The 17,462-nt window shown below is 71.6% G+C and carries 18 protein-coding genes; 9 read left to right on the top strand and 9 right to left on the bottom strand.

Translation table 11 applies throughout. From position 1 onward, the window contains the following. Positions 1-106: 106 nt before the first annotated feature. The 3 genes from BGO91_RS17715 (at position 107) to BGO91_RS17705 (ending at position 2,692) form a co-directional block, all read left to right on the top strand. Positions 107-1,153 (top strand): aliphatic sulfonate ABC transporter substrate-binding protein, encoded by a 1,047-nt coding sequence (locus BGO91_RS17715; RefSeq protein WP_290474056.1) that lies wholly within the window; start codon positions 107-109, stop codon positions 1,151-1,153. Between the two features lie 7 nt (positions 1,154-1,160). Then, a complete protein-coding gene (locus BGO91_RS17710; RefSeq protein ID WP_290474055.1) occupies positions 1,161-2,081 on the top strand; it encodes an ABC transporter permease in 921 nt (306 codons plus the stop codon). 143 nt (positions 2,082-2,224) lie between these two features. Then, on the top strand, positions 2,225-2,692 hold the full coding sequence (locus tag BGO91_RS17705) for an SRPBCC family protein (protein WP_021762627.1): 468 nt from the start codon (positions 2,225-2,227) through the stop codon (positions 2,690-2,692). 66 nt (positions 2,693-2,758) lie between these two features. Here BGO91_RS17705 and BGO91_RS17700 read toward each other — a convergent pair whose 3' ends face one another. After that, entirely contained in the window at positions 2,759-4,246 is a 1,488-nt protein-coding gene (locus BGO91_RS17700) for an APC family permease (protein ID WP_290474054.1), read from the bottom strand. Positions 4,247-4,392: 146 nt separating this feature from the next. Here BGO91_RS17700 and BGO91_RS17695 point away from each other — a divergent pair, with 146 nt between their 5' ends. After that, entirely contained in the window at positions 4,393-5,295 is a 903-nt protein-coding gene (locus tag BGO91_RS17695) for an arginase family protein (protein ID WP_290474053.1), read from the top strand. Positions 5,296-5,316: 21 nt separating this feature from the next. Here BGO91_RS17695 and BGO91_RS17690 read toward each other — a convergent pair whose 3' ends face one another. Beyond that, positions 5,317-6,213, bottom strand: a complete 897-nt coding sequence (locus BGO91_RS17690; protein WP_290474052.1) for an SDR family NAD(P)-dependent oxidoreductase — start codon at positions 6,211-6,213, stop codon at positions 5,317-5,319. A gap of 113 nt (positions 6,214-6,326) precedes the next feature. On the opposite strand from BGO91_RS17690, the gene BGO91_RS17685 reads away from it, so the two are divergent. Further along, positions 6,327-7,568 (top strand): MFS transporter, encoded by a 1,242-nt coding sequence (locus BGO91_RS17685; protein ID WP_290474051.1) that lies wholly within the window; start codon positions 6,327-6,329, stop codon positions 7,566-7,568. A 94-nt stretch (positions 7,569-7,662) separates the two neighbouring features. On the opposite strand, the gene BGO91_RS17680 is transcribed toward BGO91_RS17685, so the two are convergent. Next, positions 7,663-8,469: a DNA alkylation repair protein gene (locus BGO91_RS17680; RefSeq protein ID WP_290474050.1), complete on the bottom strand. Its 807-nt coding sequence runs from the start codon at positions 8,467-8,469 to the stop codon at positions 7,663-7,665. A gap of 124 nt (positions 8,470-8,593) precedes the next feature. Between BGO91_RS17680 and BGO91_RS17675 the strand changes: the two genes are divergently transcribed. The 3 genes from BGO91_RS17675 to BGO91_RS17665 are packed head-to-tail and all read left to right on the top strand — an operon-like array spanning position 8,594 to position 11,789. Then, entirely contained in the window at positions 8,594-10,039 is a 1,446-nt protein-coding gene (locus BGO91_RS17675; protein WP_290474049.1) for a DUF6421 family protein, read from the top strand. After that, on the top strand, positions 10,036-10,719 hold the full coding sequence (locus BGO91_RS17670; RefSeq protein WP_290474048.1) for an SDR family NAD(P)-dependent oxidoreductase: 684 nt from the start codon (positions 10,036-10,038) through the stop codon (positions 10,717-10,719). Before BGO91_RS17675 ends, BGO91_RS17670 begins: the two co-directional genes overlap by 4 nt. Then, positions 10,716-11,789, top strand: a complete 1,074-nt coding sequence (locus tag BGO91_RS17665; RefSeq protein ID WP_290474047.1) for a low specificity L-threonine aldolase — start codon at positions 10,716-10,718, stop codon at positions 11,787-11,789. The genes BGO91_RS17670 and BGO91_RS17665 overlap by 4 nt, the downstream gene beginning before the upstream one ends. Positions 11,790-12,189: 400 nt before the next feature. Here BGO91_RS17665 and BGO91_RS17660 read toward each other — a convergent pair whose 3' ends face one another. Next, entirely contained in the window at positions 12,190-12,984 is a 795-nt protein-coding gene (locus BGO91_RS17660) for a GNAT family N-acetyltransferase (RefSeq protein ID WP_290474046.1), read from the bottom strand. A gap of 67 nt (positions 12,985-13,051) precedes the next feature. Between BGO91_RS17660 and BGO91_RS17655 the strand changes: the two genes are divergently transcribed. Continuing rightward, positions 13,052-13,360 carry a hypothetical protein gene (locus tag BGO91_RS17655; RefSeq protein WP_290474045.1) on the top strand — a complete coding sequence of 103 codons (309 nt, stop codon included), beginning with the start codon at positions 13,052-13,054 and terminating at the stop codon, positions 13,358-13,360. 13 nt (positions 13,361-13,373) lie between these two features. Here BGO91_RS17655 and BGO91_RS17650 read toward each other — a convergent pair whose 3' ends face one another. The 5 genes from BGO91_RS17650 to BGO91_RS17630 form a co-directional block, all read right to left on the bottom strand. Then, complete coding sequence (locus tag BGO91_RS17650; protein ID WP_290474044.1) at positions 13,374-13,817, bottom strand: SRPBCC family protein; 444 nt, start codon at positions 13,815-13,817, stop codon at positions 13,374-13,376. A gap of 226 nt (positions 13,818-14,043) precedes the next feature. Beyond that, on the bottom strand, positions 14,044-14,706 hold the full coding sequence (locus tag BGO91_RS17645; protein WP_290474043.1) for a DUF6518 family protein: 663 nt from the start codon (positions 14,704-14,706) through the stop codon (positions 14,044-14,046). 154 nt (positions 14,707-14,860) lie between these two features. Then, positions 14,861-15,742 (bottom strand): NAD(P)H-hydrate dehydratase, encoded by an 882-nt coding sequence (locus tag BGO91_RS17640; RefSeq protein ID WP_290474042.1) that lies wholly within the window; start codon positions 15,740-15,742, stop codon positions 14,861-14,863. Next, positions 15,729-16,448, bottom strand: coding sequence for a histidine phosphatase family protein (locus BGO91_RS17635; protein WP_290474041.1), 720 nt, complete (start codon positions 16,446-16,448; stop codon positions 15,729-15,731). Before BGO91_RS17635 ends, BGO91_RS17640 begins: the two co-directional genes overlap by 14 nt. Continuing rightward, complete coding sequence (locus tag BGO91_RS17630; protein WP_290474040.1) at positions 16,445-17,389, bottom strand: alpha/beta hydrolase; 945 nt, start codon at positions 17,387-17,389, stop codon at positions 16,445-16,447. The genes BGO91_RS17635 and BGO91_RS17630 overlap by 4 nt, the downstream gene beginning before the upstream one ends. Positions 17,390-17,462: the final 73 nt, after the last annotated feature.

Genomic DNA, 17,462 nt, shown 5'->3' with positions numbered 1-17,462 from the left:
CCAGCACCATCCGCACCACCGGCACCACAGCACCAGCACCAGCACCAGCACCTCACCACCGCACCCACACAGCACGGCTCGACCGAGCCACGGACCAGGAGGCCTCATGCGCCGCACACCCACCATCGTCACCGCCCTCGTGGCGGCCGCCGCCGCGGCGACACTGCTGCTCTCGGGCTGCGTCGCGGGAGAGGGCTCGGCTTCGGGCGCCGCCGCCAGCAGCACCCCCGGCACGGTCACGAAGGGCGGAACGCTCAACATCGACTTCGCCACCTACAACCCGCTCAGCCTGGTGATCAAGAAGGAGGGCTGGCTCGAGAAGGCCCTCGCCAAGCAGGACATCACGGTCAACTGGGTGCAGTCCGCCGGCTCCAACAAGGCCAACGAGGCCCTCCGCTCCGGTGCCATCGACGTCGGCTCCACCGCGGGATCGGCGGCGCTGCTCGCCCGCTCCAACGACTCGCAGATCAAGACGATCGACATCTTCTCGCAGCCCGAGTGGTCCGCCCTGGTGGTCGGCCCGAACTCGACCATCACCGACGTGAAGGAGCTCAAGGGCAAGCAGATCGCCGCGACCAAGGGCACCGACCCCTACTTCTTCCTGCTGCAGGCGCTGGAGGCCAACGGGCTCTCGGCCGACGACGTCACCATCCAGAACCTCCAGCACGCCGACGGCTGGGCCGCGCTGCAGAACGGCTCGGTCGACGCCTGGGCCGGTCTCGACCCGATCATGGCGAACGCGCAGGCCTCCGGCGCCAAGCTGATCTACCGCAACGTCGCCTTCAACACCTACGGATTCCTCAACGCGACGGAGTCCTTCGTGTCGAGCAAGCCCGACGTGGCGCAGACCGTCGTGAACACCTACGAGTACGCCCGCGCCTGGGCGCTGAAGCACCAGGACGAGACGTCGCAGATCCTCGCGGACGCCGCCAGCATCTCCCTCCCGGTCGCGACCACCGTCATCACCGAGCGCACCAACCTCGACGTCTCGCCGATCCCCGGTGACGCGCAGCTGAAGGTGCTCAAGAAGGTCGGCCCGATCTTCGTCCAGACCGGCGACGTCGCCTCGCAGTCGAACATCGACGCGGCGCTGAAGAGCCTGCTCGACCCGACCTTCGCGAAGAAGGCGGACCCGAGCGCCATCGGAGGCTGACCCGGCCATGTCGTATCAGAACGCACCGGAGGGCGACGGCCCGCTGATCGTCGTCGGCGGCCCCGGCGGCGAGGTCGGAAGTGCGACCTCCGTCGCACGGGAGACACCCCGGCCGCCCGACGGACCGCGCGTGGTGGTGGAAGGCGGAGCGCTCGCAGCGCGCACGCCGTTCCTCTCCCGGCGCTGGGTGCGGATCACCGGCGGGCTCGTCCTGCCGGCGATCATCCTGGTGGTCTGGCAGCTCGCCAGCACCTCCGGTGCGTTCACGTCCGCGCAGCTGCCGTCCCCGACCATGGTCTGGAACGCGGCGGTCGATCTCGCCCAGCGCGGGCTGCTCGGGCTCTACATCGCGATCTCGACACAGCGCGTGCTGATCGGCTTCGCCTGCGGCGCGGCGCTCGGCCTGGTGCTCGGTGCCGTGGTCGGGCTCTCGAGGCTCGCGGACATCCTGTTCAGTTCCACCCTCGCCGCGGTGCGCGCGGTTCCGTCGCTCGCCTGGGTGCCGCTGCTGATCCTGTGGTTCAAGATCGGCGAGGACTCCAAGATCATCCTGATCGCGATCGGCGCCTTCTTCCCCGTGTACACGACGGTGGCGGCCTCCCTGAAGCATGTCGACCGGCACCTCGTGGAGGCCGGTCGCGCGTTCGGGCTGAACGGCGTGCGGCTGTTCACGACGGTCCAGCTGCCGTCCGTCCTGCCCGCGGTGATCTCGGGCCTGCGGCTCGCGCTCGCGCAGGCGTGGCTGTTCCTGGTCGCGGCCGAGCTCATCGCCTCCTCCATGGGACTCGGCTTCCTGCTGAGCGACTCCCAGAACAACGGACGCACCGACCGGCTCTTCCTGGCGATCATCCTGCTGGCCCTGCTCGGCAAGGCGACGGACTCCCTCGTCGGTCTGTTCGAGCGGTGGGCGAACCGCCGCTGGGCCTGAGCGGACGCGGCCCATCGCGTCGCATCGCGTTGCGTCGCATCGCGTTGCGTCGCACCATCCACCTGTGAAGTCCAGGCCCTGTACCTGACCGCTGCCCGGCCTACCGTTCGACGGGAAACCAGAAGCCAGCGAAAGGAGCAGCAATGGCTGCAGTGACCAAGTCCATCGACGTGAACGTCCCGGTCTCGACCGCGTACAACCAGTGGACCCAGTTCGAGTCCTTCCCGCACTTCCTCGACGAGGTCGAGGAGATCCGCCAGGTCGACGACACCACCAACCACTGGCGCGTGAAGATCGGCGGCGCGGAGCGTCAGTTCGACACGGTCATCACCGAGCAGCTCCCGGACGAGCGTGTCGCGTGGAAGTCCGTCGCGGGCGACACCGAGCACGCGGGCGTCGTCACGTTCCACCGACTGTCCGACACCGAGACCAAGGTGACCGTCCAGCTGGAGTGGGCGCCGTCCGACGCGCTCGAGAAGATCGGCGCCGTGTTCGGCCTCGACGACCACGCCGTCAAGAAGGACCTCGAGAACTTCAAGGAGTTCATCGAGTCGCAGGGCACCGAGTCCGGTTCCTGGCGCGGTGAGGTCGACCGCGGCAAGACGGTCTGATCGGTCCGCGAACTAGAACGCGCAGAACGGCGCCGGTGCGACCACGCACCGGCGCCGTTCGCTGCGTCAGCGCTCCGAATCGGCCCGCTGCGAGTCGGCCTGTTCTGAGTCGGCCCGCTGCGAGTCGGTCCGCTCGGAATCCGCCTGCTGCGGGGCGTCCCGACGCTTCGCCATTCGGGAGTAGAGGCGCTCGACGACCCACAGCAGGATCCCGATCGCCAGTAGCCCGAGGGCGATCGTGTACTGGCCGGTCGGGCGTCCCGACGTCCACGGGAACACCAGGTAGAGGCAGGTCAGACCGCCGACGATCGGCAGCACCGTCGGCGAGCGGAAATGCTTGTGGTCGACGGGCTGCTTGCGCAGGACGAGCACCGCCACGTTGACGACCGCGAACACGGCGAGCAGCAGCAGGGAGGTCGTGCCTCCGAGCAGCGCCACGATCGAGCCCTTCGGGTCGAGGGACACGTAGACGATGAGGGCCACGGCGAGCGCCGACGTGAAGAGGATGGCGGTCCACGGCGTCCGGCGCTTCTGCGACACCTTCGCGAGGAACGGCGGCAGCACGCCCTGCTTGGCCATGCCGTAGAGCAGGCGGCTGGCCATCATCATGTTGATCAGCGCCGTGTTGGCGACCGCGAACATCGAGATGAACGGCAGGAGGTCGTTGATCGGGAAGCCCGGGGCGGCCGCCTCGACCGCCGTGACCAGCGGCGTCTCGCTGCCGGCGAGCTGACCGATCGGGACCAGCGCGACGACCGTGATCGACACCAGCACGTAGATCACGGCGGCGATGCCCAGCCCGCTCAGCATCATCTTCGGGAAGATGCGGCTCGGCTCCTTGGTCTCCTCCGCCATGTTGACCGAGTCCTCGAAGCCGACCATGGCGAAGAACGCCAGCGAGGTCGCCGTGCTCACCGCCAGCAGCACCCCTTTGTCCTCCGGGGTCTCGAACGCCACGACGCGCGACCAGTCCGCGTTGCCGCCCGCGATCGCCCACATGCCGATGAAGATCACCAGCAGCAGACCAGAGAGCTCCACGAGGGTGAGGACCACGTTCAGCCACACGCTCTCCGTCACCCCCCGCAGGTTGACGAGCATGATGAGCACGATGAACGCGAGCGCGATCAGCATCGTCGTGAGGTTCTCGTCCGGGATCCCGAAGCCGACGGTGAGATTCACCGCGAACGCGCGCGACGCCGTCGATGCCGACGTGATGCCCGACGTCATGACGATGAAGCACACGATGAAGGTGAAGAAGTGGATGCCGAACGCCTTGTGCGTGTAGAGCGCGGCCCCCGCCGCCTGCGGGTACTTCGTCACCAGCTCGAGATACGAGAAGGCGGTCACCGTAGCGACCGCGAACGCCAGCAGGAACGGCAGCCAGGCCGCGCCTCCCACCTCCGCCGCCACCTGTCCGGTGAGGGCATAGACGCCCGTTCCGAGGATGTCGCCGACGATGAACAACAGGAGCAGCCCCGGGCCGAGCGCCCGCTTGAGCTCCGGCTGCTCGGATTCAACGGTCTTGACCACCTGGGTCCAGGACGGATCGCTCACGATTGCTCCCTTCCACACGACCGCGGTGACGTGCGTAGGGGAGACTTTATGTGAGTTCTCTCAGATTCGCGACCCATTCGGGGGTGGAACGGTTCCGCCCGGCGCGGATCGTCGCCCCACCGGGGCACACCTGGCAGGCTGCCAGCATGATCGCACTCGTCTCGGCTCCGACGAATCTGGGCCTGCGCCCGCCGCGGCCCGGGAGCGTTCCCGGTTCCGCCAAGGCGCCAGAGGCGTTGCGGGAGGCCGGACTCCATGAGCGTCTGCTGGCGAACGGGGCGCGCGATGCCGGGGTGGTCATCCCCGGCCGCTACGTGGACGATGACGCGACGCGCGTGCCCGGCCGCGTCCGCAACGAGGCCGCGCTCGTCGAGCACGCCCGGCGCCTCGCCGACCGGGTGACGTCGATCCTCGACGCCGGGGACGCCCCGATCGTCGTCGGCGGCGACTGCAGCGTGCTCGTCGGGATCGGCGTCGCCCTGGCGCGCCGAGGCGGTGCCGGCCTGCTCCACCTCGACGGCCACACCGACTTCCGGCACCCCGGCAACAGCGCCGTGTGCGCCAGCGTCGCCGGCGAGGACCTCGCGGCCGCGGTCGGGCTGCACTGGCCGGCGATCTCCGACATCGACCGGCTCGGACCGTACATCGACCCCGCCCGCGCGGCTCACCTGGGCCACCGGGACGACGACGAGCATGCGGCAGAGGCGCGCGGCGTGCTCGGCGCGGTCGTCTCCGCACGCGAGGCCCGGGAGACCGCACCGGCCGCGCTGGCCGCCCGCCTCCGCGCGGCCGCGGGCACCGGATACTGGCTGCAGCTCGACGTGGACATCCTCGACCCGAGCGTGATGCCCGCGGTGGACAGCCCCGACCCCGGCGGCCTCGACGCCGACGAGCTGAGCGGGCTCGTGCGAGAGCTCGCCCCGCACGCTGTCGGCGTCTCCGTCACCGTCTTCGACCCGGATCTCGACCCGGACGGACGCTACGCACGCCTGCTCAGCGACCTCCTCGCCGGACCGCTCGCCGTGGTCGGGAGCGCGCTGGACCGCTGACGACTGCGCGCCGGGGTGCGCCTAGGGCCGACGCCCCGTGAACAGATCCATCGAGTGGTACACGCCGAGCTTGTCGGCGACCGCATCCCACGCCCGCGTCGGGAGGACGCCCTTGAGCAGGCGGGCGAAGCCGACGGACCAGGGGAGCATGAGCAGGGGGCGGCCGGAGAGCATGGCCTTCCAGACCTTGTCGACGACGTACTCGGGGGTCAGCACCGGGGTGAGGAGCGGCCCGCGGGCGCCCTCGAACATGCCGGTGTCGATGTAGCTGGGGGCGACGGTGGTCACCTTGACGTGACCGAAGCCCTGCTGCTCCAGCTCGAGGCGCACGCTGTCGCTCCAGCCGATGACGGCCCATTTGCTCGCGGCGTAGACGCTCATGCGGGGGTTGGAGAGGGTGCCGGCGGCGGAGGCGATGTTGACGATGCGGGCTTCGCGGGGGCTCTCGATCATCCCGGGCAGGAACTCGCGGGTCACGTACATGGGGGCGAGCGCGTTCACCTGCATGGTGGGGCGGGTGTCGTCGCCGTTGTCGTGCTCCCAGAAGTATTTGCCGCGCACGATGCCCGCGTTGTTGATGAGCACGTCGATGCCGCCGAGCTCGCGGCGGACGGCCTGGGCGCTCTGCGCGATGGCGCCGAGCTCGCCGAGGTCGAGGAAGTACGGGTGGACGCTGGTGACGGGAGCGCCGGCGGCGGAGGACGGCGAGCGCGGGGGCGCACCCCAGGCGGCGGCGGTGCGGCCGGCGAGGATCTCGGCCCGCAAGGCGTCGGTCAGGGCGGTGAGCGCCGCCGCGTCGCGGTCCCAGAGGACCACCGCGCGGGCGCCCTCGCGCACCGCGCGCTCCGCGTAGAGCCGCCCCATCCCGGACGCGGCCCCGGTGATGAGCACACGTGCACCCCGAACCGTTCTCGCCATCCGTCCATCATCGCAGGCGAGCGCGTCGCGTGCGGCGTGTACGATCGACGGGAACACCGATCACTGGTCGGTTTTGCTCCCGTGCCCGTCCCCTCCGATCCGAGGTCACTGTGATGACGCAGACCACTCTCGACCGCCGCACCCTCGTCCGCTGGCGCAACGCGATCATCGCCGCGTTCGGCCTCGGCGGGGTCACCATCGCGACCTGGGGGCCACGCCTCCCGGAGCTGATGCGCGAGCTCAACATCGACACTCCGACGGTGGGGATCCTGATCGCCTGCTCCACGGTGGGCTCGATCGCGGGCCTGGGGATCTCGACGCCGCTGCTCGGTCGCCTCGGCGGACGGTGGGCGGTGTCGACGGCGCTGCTCACGATCGCGGGGTCGCTCGTGCTGATGGGCGGTGCCCTGCTGGCCCAGTCGGTCCCGCTCGTGGCGCTCGGCTTCGTCACCGTCGGCCTCGGCATCGGGACGCTGGATGTGCTCATCAACGTGGAGGGCGCCGCGATCGAGCAGGCGGCGGCCAAGACGCTCATGCCGCTGATGCACGCGGCCTGGTCGGTCGGCGCGGCGGTCGGCTCGGGGATCGGGGCGGCCTGCGCCGCACTGGGCATCGCGCCCTCGGCCCAGTTCATGGCGCTGGGCGTCGTCGTCGTGGTGGTGACGCTGGCGATGGCCCGCGCCATCCCCGCGGCCGCACCCGAGACCGTCGCCGACGACGCACCGCGACCTCCTGTCGGCGTGCGCGTTCGGCAGTGGCTGCGCGGCTGGATGGACGTGCGCCTGCTCGTGATCGGCGTCGTGATGCTGGGCGTCGAGCTGGGCGAGGGGTCCGCCAACACCTGGCTGACGCTCTCGGTGAAGGACGACCACGGCCAGACCGCCGCGATCGCCGCCCTGTTCTTCACGATCTTCGCGGCCAGCGAGGCGGCGACCCGCATCTTCGGCGGCCCGGTGGTCGACCGGCTCGGCCGGGTGGCGACCATCCGCTGGACGACGGCGCTCGGCATCGCCGGCCTGCTCCTCTTCATCCTCGGCGGCGAGCTGTGGATGGTGCTCGTCGGCGTCGTGCTGTGGGCTGTCGGCGTCTCGATGGGCTTCCCGCTCGGGATGTCGGCGGCGGCGGAAGGCGGCGGCAACGCGGCGGCCCGGGTGAGCGTCGTCGCCTCCATCGGCTACATCGCGAACCTGGCCGGGCCTCCGGTGCTCGGCCTCGTCGCCCACTCGACCGGACTGCTCGGAGCGCTCTGGCTGGTCGTCGCGCTGATGGCGGCCGCGTTCATCAGTGCGCCGGCGCTGCGGCCGCGGGTCGCGCGGGGAGCGGCGGCTCCGGCTCCGGTCAATTCCGGAGAGTAGGAGCGACGCGCCGCTCACGACGCCGCTCGGCCGGAGGATCGGGGCAAGTCGGGCCGGATCTCCGGAGTTGCCTGGGGCCGGAGCGGCCGCGCCGTCAGCGTGCCGCGCGGTACTCGGCCCTGACCCGCGGGTCGAGGTGTTCGGTGGCGTAGGAGAGCATGGTGCGCGGCATGCGGGCGGCGTGGTCGTCGAGGAAGGCGAGGAGGAGTGCGCGGTCGACGCGCTTGCCGACCTCCCGCAGCATCCACCCGACGGCCTTGTGCATGAGGTCTTCGCGATCGGTGAGCAGACGCTCGGCCAGCGCGAGGGTCGTGGAAGCGTCGCCGCGGCGGATGAAGGCGAAGGTGGCGAGCACCGCGACCCGCCGCTCCCACAGCACGTCGCTCGCGGCGAGCTCGTCGAGCAGGTCGCGCTGCCGGTCCCACAGCCACGCGCCGAGCACGAATTCGGCGGACGAGTCGACGAGGTCCCAGTTGTTCACCCGCCCGCGGCGCACGGCCGCGAGGTAGAAAGCGGCCAGGCGCTCGCGCGCCGCGTCGTCCCGGTCGCGCGGCCGGCTCGCGCGTTCGAACGCCCGGTTCAGGATGATCAGCCCGGCGAGGCGGTGCTCGTGCACGGGGCTGTCGAGGAGCACGTCGAGCTGCTCCAGCGGCATCCCCTCGAACCGCTTCGCGACGGCGCGCGTCTGCGGCACGCGCACACCGATGAAGACGTCGCCCTCGCCGTACTCGCCGGGCCCGGTCTTGAAGAAGCGCTGCAGGAAGTCGGCGTCGGCGGGATCCGCGACCGCGGCGAGGGCCTCCTGCACCTCCGTCGCGTCGTTCGTCACGCTGCCGAGATTACCGAACCGCACGGGAGGCGCCATCGCGTTGACGAATCCTGCGCGGTTCGTTGATTTCACGCACGATTCCGCCGAACCGGGCAAAGAAACGTCCGCGATCCCCGGATAGGCTCGAGCGAGGGCGCGATTTCGCGCGTCCGCACTGCCGCGAGCCTGCGGCCGACCGATGACGGGAGGTTCGTCAATGTCTCAGTCCGTTTCCCAGTTCACGCAGAACGCGATTGTCGGAGAACCCGAGGTCGTCGAGGACGCCCGTCCGGTGCGCGAGGTCGCGACGCATCCCGCGTGGCTCCGACTCAAGGAGGCCGCGGTCGCCCTGCAGGCGCTGCAGGTCAAGGACGGCTCGGTCGAGCAGGAGTTCGACCGCCCGGCCGCCGCGAGCCACGTCACCGCGATCATCGAGTCGATCGACGAGCTGGCTCCGTTCTTCCCGCACGACGCGTCCTACCTCACGGCGCTGCAGCGGGACTTCACCCGCTGGGCCGACGAGGGCTTCGGCGTCCCCGACTTCCTGGACGCGCTCAACGAGTTCCAGCCGCAGCAGCACCGCGTCGACGGACTCGGCCACCTGGTCGTCTTCCCGATGTACACGCAGAACGGCAGCGCGAACCGCCTCGTGGAGGCCGTGCTCGTCGAGGTGATCTGGCCGGAGTTCGTGGCGGAGCTGGAGGCCGGCGAGTACGGCAACAAGCTCTTCGTCGCGCTGCGCTTCGTGGACTTCACCCCCGGGTACGACACCAACTCGGCCGTCCTCTTCCCCGAGACGGTCGCGATGCGCGAGATCCCGCAGTTCACCTGGGGCGCGATCTTCCAGGACCGCGAGGCCGCCCGGTACCGCCGGGTGGTGCGCGCCGCCGCGGAGATCACCAAGCTGGAGCTGCCGGCCGACGCGGCCGCGATGCTGGACGACCAGCACCTCACGGAGGAGACCTTCGTGATGTGGGACATCATCCACGATCGCAGCCACATGCGCGGCGACCTGCCGTTCGACCCGTTCATGATCAAGCAGCGGATGCCGTTCTTCCTCTACTCCCTGGAGGAGCTGCGCTGCGACCTGACGGCGTTCCGCGAGTCGGTGCGCCTCGAGCGGACACTGTCGGCCCTCCCGGACGCGGAGCTGTCGGAGGCGCAGCGCGCCATCCGCGACCACGCCCACCTGGTGCAGTACGCAGTGATCTTCGACCGCATCTTCCGCTTCGCGATCACCGGCAGCCGCGTGCGCAACTACGACGGGCTCGGCGGCCAGCTGCTGTTCGCGTGGATGCACCAGCACGACGTGCTGCACTGGACCGACACCCAGCTCACCATCGACTGGGAGTCCGTGCCGGACGTGGTCGTCGCCCTCAGCGACCAGATCAACGACCTCTACTGGCGGTCGATCGACCGGCCGAAGGTCTCGCACTGGCTGGCCGCGTACGAGATGCTGACGCAGACGCTCACCCCGCACCCCGCCTCCAACTGGGCGCGCGGACTCTCCGACGAGATCCTCGCCGGTGCGCCGAAGGGCTACACCGACGCGGTGCTGGACGACGAGTTCCCGCTCTCGATGTTCTACGAGGCGCTGAACAAGAAGATGGCGGCGGTCATCGAGTCCACGGCCGGGATCACCGGCACGACGGACGCCGCGTGACGGACGCCCTGCCTCTGCACGGCCGGCTGGTGCTGATCGCGGGAGCGACCAGCACCAGCGGCGAGGCCGTCGCGCGTGCGCTGGCGACAGCGGGCGCGACGGTCCTCGCCGTCGGCACCCGGGAGGAGGCGCTCGACGCGCTCGCCGCCGCGGTCCCGGGCGTCGACACCCGCGTCTGCGACCTCGCCGACCGGGATGCCGTCGCCGAGCTGGCGATGCGCATCCACCTCAAGTTCGGCGCCGTCGACGGCCTGATCCACCTCGTCGGCGGCTGGCGCGGCGGCGGCGGCCTGACCGGGCAGTCGGACGAGGACTGGGACTTCTTGGAGCGCGCCTTCCGCACCCTGCGCAACACGACCCGGGTGTTCTACGACGACCTGGTCACCTCCCCCGCCGGCCGACTGGCGATCGTCTCGTCGACGGCGGTCGATGCACCGTACGCGGGAGGCGCGAACTACGCCGCGGCGAAGGCGGCGGCCGACGCGTGGACCCGCGCCGTCGCCCAGGGCTTCCGCAAGGAGGCGCCCGACGCGGCCGCAGTGGTGTTCGTCGTGAAGACCCTCGCGGGCCTGGAGGAGCGGCTCGGCGAGGAGGTCGTGCGCCTCTGGCAGAGCCCGGCGGCCGACGTGAACGGCACGCGCATCCCGCTGGTCGCGAATCCTGCGAGGATGGACGGGTGACGCTACAACTCCACGATCTGAACCTCCGCGGCTTCGCCTCCGACAACTACGCGGGCGTGCACCCCGAGATCCTCGACGCGATCGCCGCGGCCAACCAGGGCCACCAGATCGCCTACGGCGAGGACGTCTACACCGAGCGCCTCCACGAGGTCTTCGCCGAGCACTTCGGCGAGGGCGTCCAGGTGTTCCCGGTGTTCAACGGCACGGGCGCGAACGTCGTCGGCCTGCAGTCGATGGTGCCGCGCTGGGGCGCCGTCGTGTGCGCCAAGACGGCGCACATCAACACAGACGAGGCCGGGGCGCCCGAGCGCGTCGGCGGCCTCAAGCTGCTCCCGGTCGAGACCCCGGACGGCAAGCTCACCCCCGAGCTCATCGACCAGGAGGCCTGGGGCTGGGGCGACGAGCACCGTGCGCAGCCGCTGGTCGTGTCGATCACGCAGACGACCGAGCTCGGCACCGCGTACACGGTCGAGGAGATCCGCGCGATCGCCGACCACGTCCACGGTCTCGGCATGAAGCTGCACATGGACGGCGCCCGCATCTCGAACGCGGCCGCCACCCTCGGCGTCCCGCTGCGCGCCTTCACCACAGACGCCGGCGTCGACGTGCTGAGCTTCGGCGGCACGAAGAACGGCATGCTCTACGGCGAGGCCGTGGTCGTGCTGAACCCGGAGGCCTCCGACGGCCTGATCTACCTGCGCAAGCTGAACATGCAGCTCGCCTCGAAGATGCGGTTCATCTCGGCGCAGCTCATCGCCCTGCTCTCCGACGACCTCTACCTGCGCTCGGCCGGCCACGCGAACGCGATGGCCACCCGCCTGCGGTCCGCGCTGGAGCGCGGCGTCGCCGACGGCAGCATCCAGGGCGTCGGGTTCAGCCAGGAGACCCAGGCGAACGGCGTCTTCGCGACGCTGCCCGCCGGCGTCGCCGACCGCCTGCGCGGGCACTTCCGGTTCTACGACTGGGATGCGGCCCGCAACGAGGTGCGCTGGATGTGCTCGTTCGACACCTCCGAGCAGGACATCGACGCCTTCGTGGCGGCCCTCGTGCAGGAGCTCGGCGCGGCCTGAGCGGACTCCTGTCCCCCGGATACCCCTCGATCTGGGGCCGCATCGGGGTACAAATGTGTCCTCCATTTGGCCGACAGGTCCGCTATTCTGGATACGCGGCCGGGGAAACCCGAATCTCCACCGGCCGCCACCCCGATCGAATGCCGGGCAGTGTGGATCGAGCCCTAGTCTCCACACCGCCCGGCATCGTGGGTTAACCGTGTCGTAGCAACCGAATCCCTCCCCCGAATTGGGGTAGTGGGGTACAGGTTTTGTCCTCCATTTGACCCACACGGAGGACCGGGTTTCGGTTAGTCTTCAAGAGCGGTCGGGGAAACCCGAATATCCACCGGCCGTAACCCCGAAACGATGTCGGGCAGTGTGGACTAACCCTAGTGTCCATACCGCCCGACATCGTGGGTTAACGCCCCGACTGCGGCGACTCCCAGTAGGTGTAGCCCGAGGCGGGCACGAAGCCGAGGCTCTCGTAGAGCGCGATCGCTCCGGAGTTGTCGGCGAGCACCTGCAGCCAGAGGCGCCCGACACCGTGCTCGCCGGCCTCCCGCGCCAGCGCCGCGGTGAGCGCTCGCGCGAGCCCGCGCCGCCGCGCCGAGGGGAGGGTCGCCACCGCGTACAGACCGCCCCACTCGCCCACGAGGGCCAGCCGCGCCACGGCGTCCGGCGCCTCGGCCGTGCCGGCCCAGGCGTACAGGGCGGGGCCGCCCGCGAGGATGCGCTCGACGGTGCGGCGCTCCGGGTCGCCGCCGCGCCCGTCCACCGCCCACCAGGTGTCCAGCCAGCCGGAGGAGAGAGCGGTCGCGACGGTGATGGCCGCTGCGGCGTCCTGAGCGGTCGAGGCGACCGCGGCGCGCTCGGCCACGAGGATGCGGGTGGCCGAACCGGAGCGATACCCGCGGCGCCGGAGTTCGGGAGCGAGGGCGGCCGACGCCGAGGGGCTCACCTGGAACACCGTGGGCAGCCCGCGCGCCGCGTACCAACGCTCGGCTGCATCCACCGCCTCGCCGATGGCGGGCGTCTCGCCGATCGCGGGTGCCTCGCCGATCGCGGGTGCCTCGCCGATGGCGAGCACGGAGTTCGCCCTCTTCGTGACGCCGCCCGCGGCTCGCAGAGTCCACGAGCCGAGCGGCTCGCTCTCGAGCGCCGGCCAGGCGCGATCCGCGAGCCGATCGAGCAGGGCGGAGGCAGGGGTGTCCATCCATCCACGCTATCGGGAGCGGCGGCACCGCTCGCCAGCGGCCTCCCGACGGCGTACCGTCCGGGTCATGACCGACACCCAGCACGCCGACCCCCTCCCCGACAGCGAGATCGCGGGGCTCGGCGCCAAGACCGTCGCCCACGTGGTCCACTATCGCCGCAAGACGTACGTGACCCGCCCCTCCGAGGGCTACGCCCTGCTGAAGCGGGTGCGCACGCTGTTGCGCGACGGCACGACCGACCTGGTGCCGCTGGTGCACCGCGACGGCTTCGTCTGGCTCGCGGTCGGCCCGAACATCCCGATCGCCGTCGACGAGATCGAGACCGACGCCGGGCACAGCGAGAAGCACACGCTGAAGCGACTGGGCCTGGACTGACCGGCGGCGGGCGCTACCGCTGCTCGAGGTGCTCCTTGAGCACGCGGAGCGTCCGCCGGTTCTCCGACCTGATCGCAGCGGCGGCGAGGGGCCGGACGATGCCGATCAGGCCGCGTGCGGTGACGGCGCCCGTCCGGACGACACGGGTCCCGCCGTCGATCGGGGTCAGCTCGTAGCGGATGACGATGGCCAGCCTGCTGCCGCCGGAGCGCCGGGGAGCAGCGGCCTGCTCGAAGACGAGGAGCCGGTCGGGCTCGTACTCGCGGACGGTTCCCTGCGCCGTGCCGATGAGGCTCGCGTCCGTGTAGGCGGTCTCCTTCGCGATCGCGGCTCCCCCGGCGGAGGTGCGCGTGCGCGGCAGCCAACTCGGGTACCCGTCGAGGTCGGCGAGGGTGGCGAAGACGCGTCCGGGGCTCGCGTCGATGTCGATCGTCAGCACGGTCTCGTTGGTCGCCATGCCTCCGACCGTACGGCACGGAGGGCGGTGTCGCGGGACGTCTGCGCGCCGACGGCACGGAGTGCGGTGTCGCGGGACACCTGCGCGCCGACGCCACGGAGTGCGGTGTCGCGGGACACCTGCGCGCCGTCGCCGCCGACTGCGGTGTCGCGGGATGTCTGCGCGCCGTCGCCGCGCCGCACTCGTCCCGCGGAACCGCAGTCGGCGGCGGACGGGTCCGCTGCTGTCACATCCACGCGTCGAGGAGCATCCAGAGTGCGGCGTAGACCGCGGCGCCGGCGAGGTACGCGACGACGACGATCACCGACGGGCGGAGCGAGAGGTGCCTCCGCCTGATCGCCAGGGCCACGAAGAGGGCGGAGAGGACGATCTCCACGGTCCAGTAGACGGGGCTCGTGGTGTCGGAGATGCGGACGAGCGCCCAGACCCCCTCACCGAGGAGCACGGCCGACAATGGCACGACCGCGAGCGCGGACCAGAGGCGCGTGCCGTGACGGGCGACCGCCGCGGACAGCCCGAGCACCGGGCCTGCGACGAGGGCGACTCCGGTCCAGATCGAGGAGAAGGGGTCGGCGTAGAAGTGGCCCCGCCAGGCCGACACCACTCCGTATCCCTCCACCATCAGGAGGAAGGCGACCGCTCCGAGGACGGCGCCGGCCACCGGTCGCGCACGGCTGAGCCACACGAGTGCGAACGCGAGCATCGCCCATCCCCCGGCCGAGTTCGCGAAGGAGCTGAGCCACTCGGGGAGGTACTGCTGACCGAGGCTCGTCAGACCGCCGACCGCGACGGCGCCGAGGGCCGCGAGGAGGAACGACGCCGTCGGCCGCAGCCAGCGCGCGCGGAGGGGTGCGACACGTGGGGTGGACGCCGTCCCGTGGATCGTCATGATCCGACGGTAGGCGAGGGGAGGCGGCGCTCGCGTCATCCGGAGGTCGCATCGTTGGGTGGGCGGGTGCGGCGGCGAGGGACGAGCGCGCCGCGGCGACGCACCGCGATCGTCCCGGGAGCCGGCACTAGCGCGGGCGAACTCGGTCGCGCGGTCAGTCGGCGTCGGACTGCTCGACCGCGTCGAGCTCGCGCGGGAGGCGGTCGACGATCTCGCTGGCGAGGAATCCGAGCGGGGCGATGGTGCGGGCGAGCGAGACTCCCGCCGCCATGTGCAGGTACGTCCCCCACACCGCGGCCTGGGCCGGCGTGCAGCCGCGCGCGGCGAGACCGGCGATCGCGCCGGCGAGCGCGTCGCCGCTCCCGGAGGTCCCGAGGCCCGGCCCGCCGTCGTCGAGGAGGTAGAGGCGGCCGTCGGGGTCGGCGACGACGCCGTGGCACGAGACCACGGCACGGTAGCGTCGGGCGATCTCGAGGAGGTCGGCCCGCTCGTCACGCAGCCGGCGGCCCAGCAGCACCGCAGCTTCCTCCGAGTTGGGCGTGAGGATGCGTCGCCGTGACCGGCCGCGGTTCGGGCTCCCGGCGAGGGCGCCCAGGGCGTAGGCGTCGAGCACGACGGTGGTGTCGCGTCCGGCGACGGCGCGGAGGCGGCGCAGTATGGACGCGGTCTCGCGGATGTCGTCGAGACCGGGACCGAGCAGCACGGCGTCGGCGGACCGCAGATCCGCGGCCGCCGCCGCGATCGAGCGACCCCGCACGCTGCCGCCGCGGCCCTCGCTCAGCGGGACCACACCGCACTCGGGGAGGGCGACGGCCACCTCCGCCGCGGTGGACTCCCCGCCCGCGAGGGTGAGGCGCCCGGCTCCGACGCGCAGGGCCGCGCGCCCGGCGAGCAGGGCGGCACCCGGCGAGCGCCCGGCCCCGCCGACCACGACCACCTCCCCGCGCGACCGCTTCGACCCTCCCGGTTCGGGAAGGGGCCAGGCGCGCAGCAGGGTGAGGTCGACCTTCACGGGATCGCGGTCAGTCGATGACACGGGCGGCTCCAGGATGCTCGGTCGCCGGGAGGCCGGCGGCGGCGAGGTGGGCGTCGTCGGAGAACGCCTCCACCCACCAGGCCGGGCCGTCCGCGACGAGGGTGGTCACGGTCGCGTTGCCGACGACGCGGTCGGCGAGGAACGCGTTCAGCTGCTCCTCCGTCCAGCCGAGGAGCACATAGAGGAACAGGCTCACCACGGCGTCGTGCGTGAACAGGAGCACCGTCCGGCCGTCGGCGGGGCCGAGTTCGCCGGCGAAGGAGCGCAGGCGCAACGCGACGTCGGTCCACGCCTCTCCGCCGGGCGGACGGTAGTAGAACTTGCCGAGCCAGCGGCGACGGGCGGCCTCGTCGGGCAGTCGCGCGTCCACCCCGCGGGCGGTGAGGGCGTCCAGGATGCCGAGCTCGCGATCGCGGAGGCGCTCGTCGACGGCGAACGCGCGGTCTCCCAGCGCCAGCTGTGCCGTGTCCACCGCGCGCCGGTAGGGCGAGCTCCACACGAGCGCGCGGTCCCACTCGGCGCCCAGCTCGTCCTGCAAGCGCGGTCGCAGGGAGGCGGCCTGTCGCTCGCCGAGCGCGGACAGCGGCACGTCGGCGTCGCGCGCCGTGACGTCGATCGTCTCCGCCCCGGCGGCCTCTGCGGCGGTCGCGGCGACGTTGGCGACGCTCTCGCCGTGGCGGATGAGGAGGATCTTCGCGGCGGTCATGGCGCGGAGTGTACGCCGGGGTGGACCCCCGCGCCCTCGGTCGTGCCCGCACCCAGGAAGGCCGCGAGCGCGTCGGTCAGCTCGCCGGGCGCCTCCTCCGCCATGTGGTGGCCGGAGTCGATGCCGTGCCCTCGCACGTCGTCCGCCCAGTCGCGCCAGATGACCAGCGGGTCGCCGAAAAGCTGCTCGAGGTCGTCCCGCGTCGACCACAGGACGAGGAGGGGCTGGGTCAGCCGGCGGCCGGCGGCGCGGTCGGCCTCCTCGTGCGCACGGTCGACGGTGAGGCCGGCCCGGTAGTCCTCGAGCATGGCGCGGACCACCCGCGGCGAGCGCGTCGCCTCCCGCCACTCCGCGTGGTTCTCGGCGCCCATGACCCGCGGGTCGCCGTGGTACCAGCTGTCGGGGTCGGCGAGGATGACGCGCTCCGGCGTCTCGGGCTGCAGGTAGAAGAACCAGTGCCACCACTGCGTGGCGAACTCCGGGGTGATGCGCTCCAGATGCTCGACGATCGGGATGCAGTCGAGCAGGGCCACGCGCGAGACGGCCTCGGGATGGTCCATCGCCATCCGGAAGGCGACGTAGCTGCCGCGATCGTGACCGACCACTGCGAAGCGCTCGTGGCCGAGGGCGTGCATCGCCGCGAGCAGCCGCTCGGAGCTCGCGCGCTTCGAGTGGGGCGCGTGGTCGGGGGTGGGATCCGGCGCGAGGGATGCGCCGTACCCGGGCAGGTCGGGCACGACGACCGTGAAGCCGAGTGCGGCGAGGCGCGGCGCCACGCGGTGCCAGGTGGATCCGGTCCGCGGGTGCCCGTGGAGGAGGAGCACGACCGGGCCCGACCCGGCGTGCCGCACATGCACGGTCCCGCCCGGGACGGCGATGTCCTCCACGACGAACCCGTCGAACATCGGCGACGCGCCGCCCTCGCTGTCATCGAACCCCATCCGATCCCCTTTCCGCAGAACACGGTGGGCGCACAACCGCTCCGCGTCAAGCCGTTGTGCCGCGCCGTCGCAG

Source organism: Leifsonia sp. 71-9 (genome assembly GCF_001898805.1).
Lineage (GTDB): Bacteria > Actinomycetota > Actinomycetes > Actinomycetales > Microbacteriaceae > Leifsonia.
Note: the sequence above shows the minus strand (reverse complement) of the source record. Positions and strands in the feature narration are given on the sequence as shown.

Excerpts from the sequence above, each read along its gene's own strand:
- BGO91_RS17715 (WP_290474056.1), top strand. The coding sequence starts at position 107 with ATGCGCCGCACACCCACCATCGTCACCGCCCTCGTGGCGGCCGCCGCC.
- BGO91_RS17710 (WP_290474055.1), top strand. The coding sequence starts at position 1,161 with ATGTCGTATCAGAACGCACCGGAGGGCGACGGCCCGCTGATCGTCGTC.
- BGO91_RS17705 (WP_021762627.1), top strand. The coding sequence starts at position 2,225 with ATGGCTGCAGTGACCAAGTCCATCGACGTGAACGTCCCGGTCTCGACC.
- BGO91_RS17695 (WP_290474053.1), top strand. The coding sequence starts at position 4,393 with ATGATCGCACTCGTCTCGGCTCCGACGAATCTGGGCCTGCGCCCGCCG.
- BGO91_RS17690 (WP_290474052.1), bottom strand. The coding sequence starts at position 6,213 with ATGGCGAGAACGGTTCGGGGTGCACGTGTGCTCATCACCGGGGCCGCG.
- BGO91_RS17685 (WP_290474051.1), top strand. The coding sequence starts at position 6,327 with ATGACGCAGACCACTCTCGACCGCCGCACCCTCGTCCGCTGGCGCAAC.
- BGO91_RS17675 (WP_290474049.1), top strand. The coding sequence starts at position 8,594 with ATGTCTCAGTCCGTTTCCCAGTTCACGCAGAACGCGATTGTCGGAGAA.
- BGO91_RS17660 (WP_290474046.1), bottom strand. The coding sequence starts at position 12,984 with ATGGACACCCCTGCCTCCGCCCTGCTCGATCGGCTCGCGGATCGCGCC.
- BGO91_RS17655 (WP_290474045.1), top strand. The coding sequence starts at position 13,052 with ATGACCGACACCCAGCACGCCGACCCCCTCCCCGACAGCGAGATCGCG.
- BGO91_RS17650 (WP_290474044.1), bottom strand. The coding sequence starts at position 13,817 with ATGGCGACCAACGAGACCGTGCTGACGATCGACATCGACGCGAGCCCC.
- BGO91_RS17645 (WP_290474043.1), bottom strand. The coding sequence starts at position 14,706 with ATGACGATCCACGGGACGGCGTCCACCCCACGTGTCGCACCCCTCCGC.
- BGO91_RS17635 (WP_290474041.1), bottom strand. The coding sequence starts at position 16,448 with ATGACCGCCGCGAAGATCCTCCTCATCCGCCACGGCGAGAGCGTCGCC.
- BGO91_RS17630 (WP_290474040.1), bottom strand. The coding sequence starts at position 17,389 with ATGGGGTTCGATGACAGCGAGGGCGGCGCGTCGCCGATGTTCGACGGG.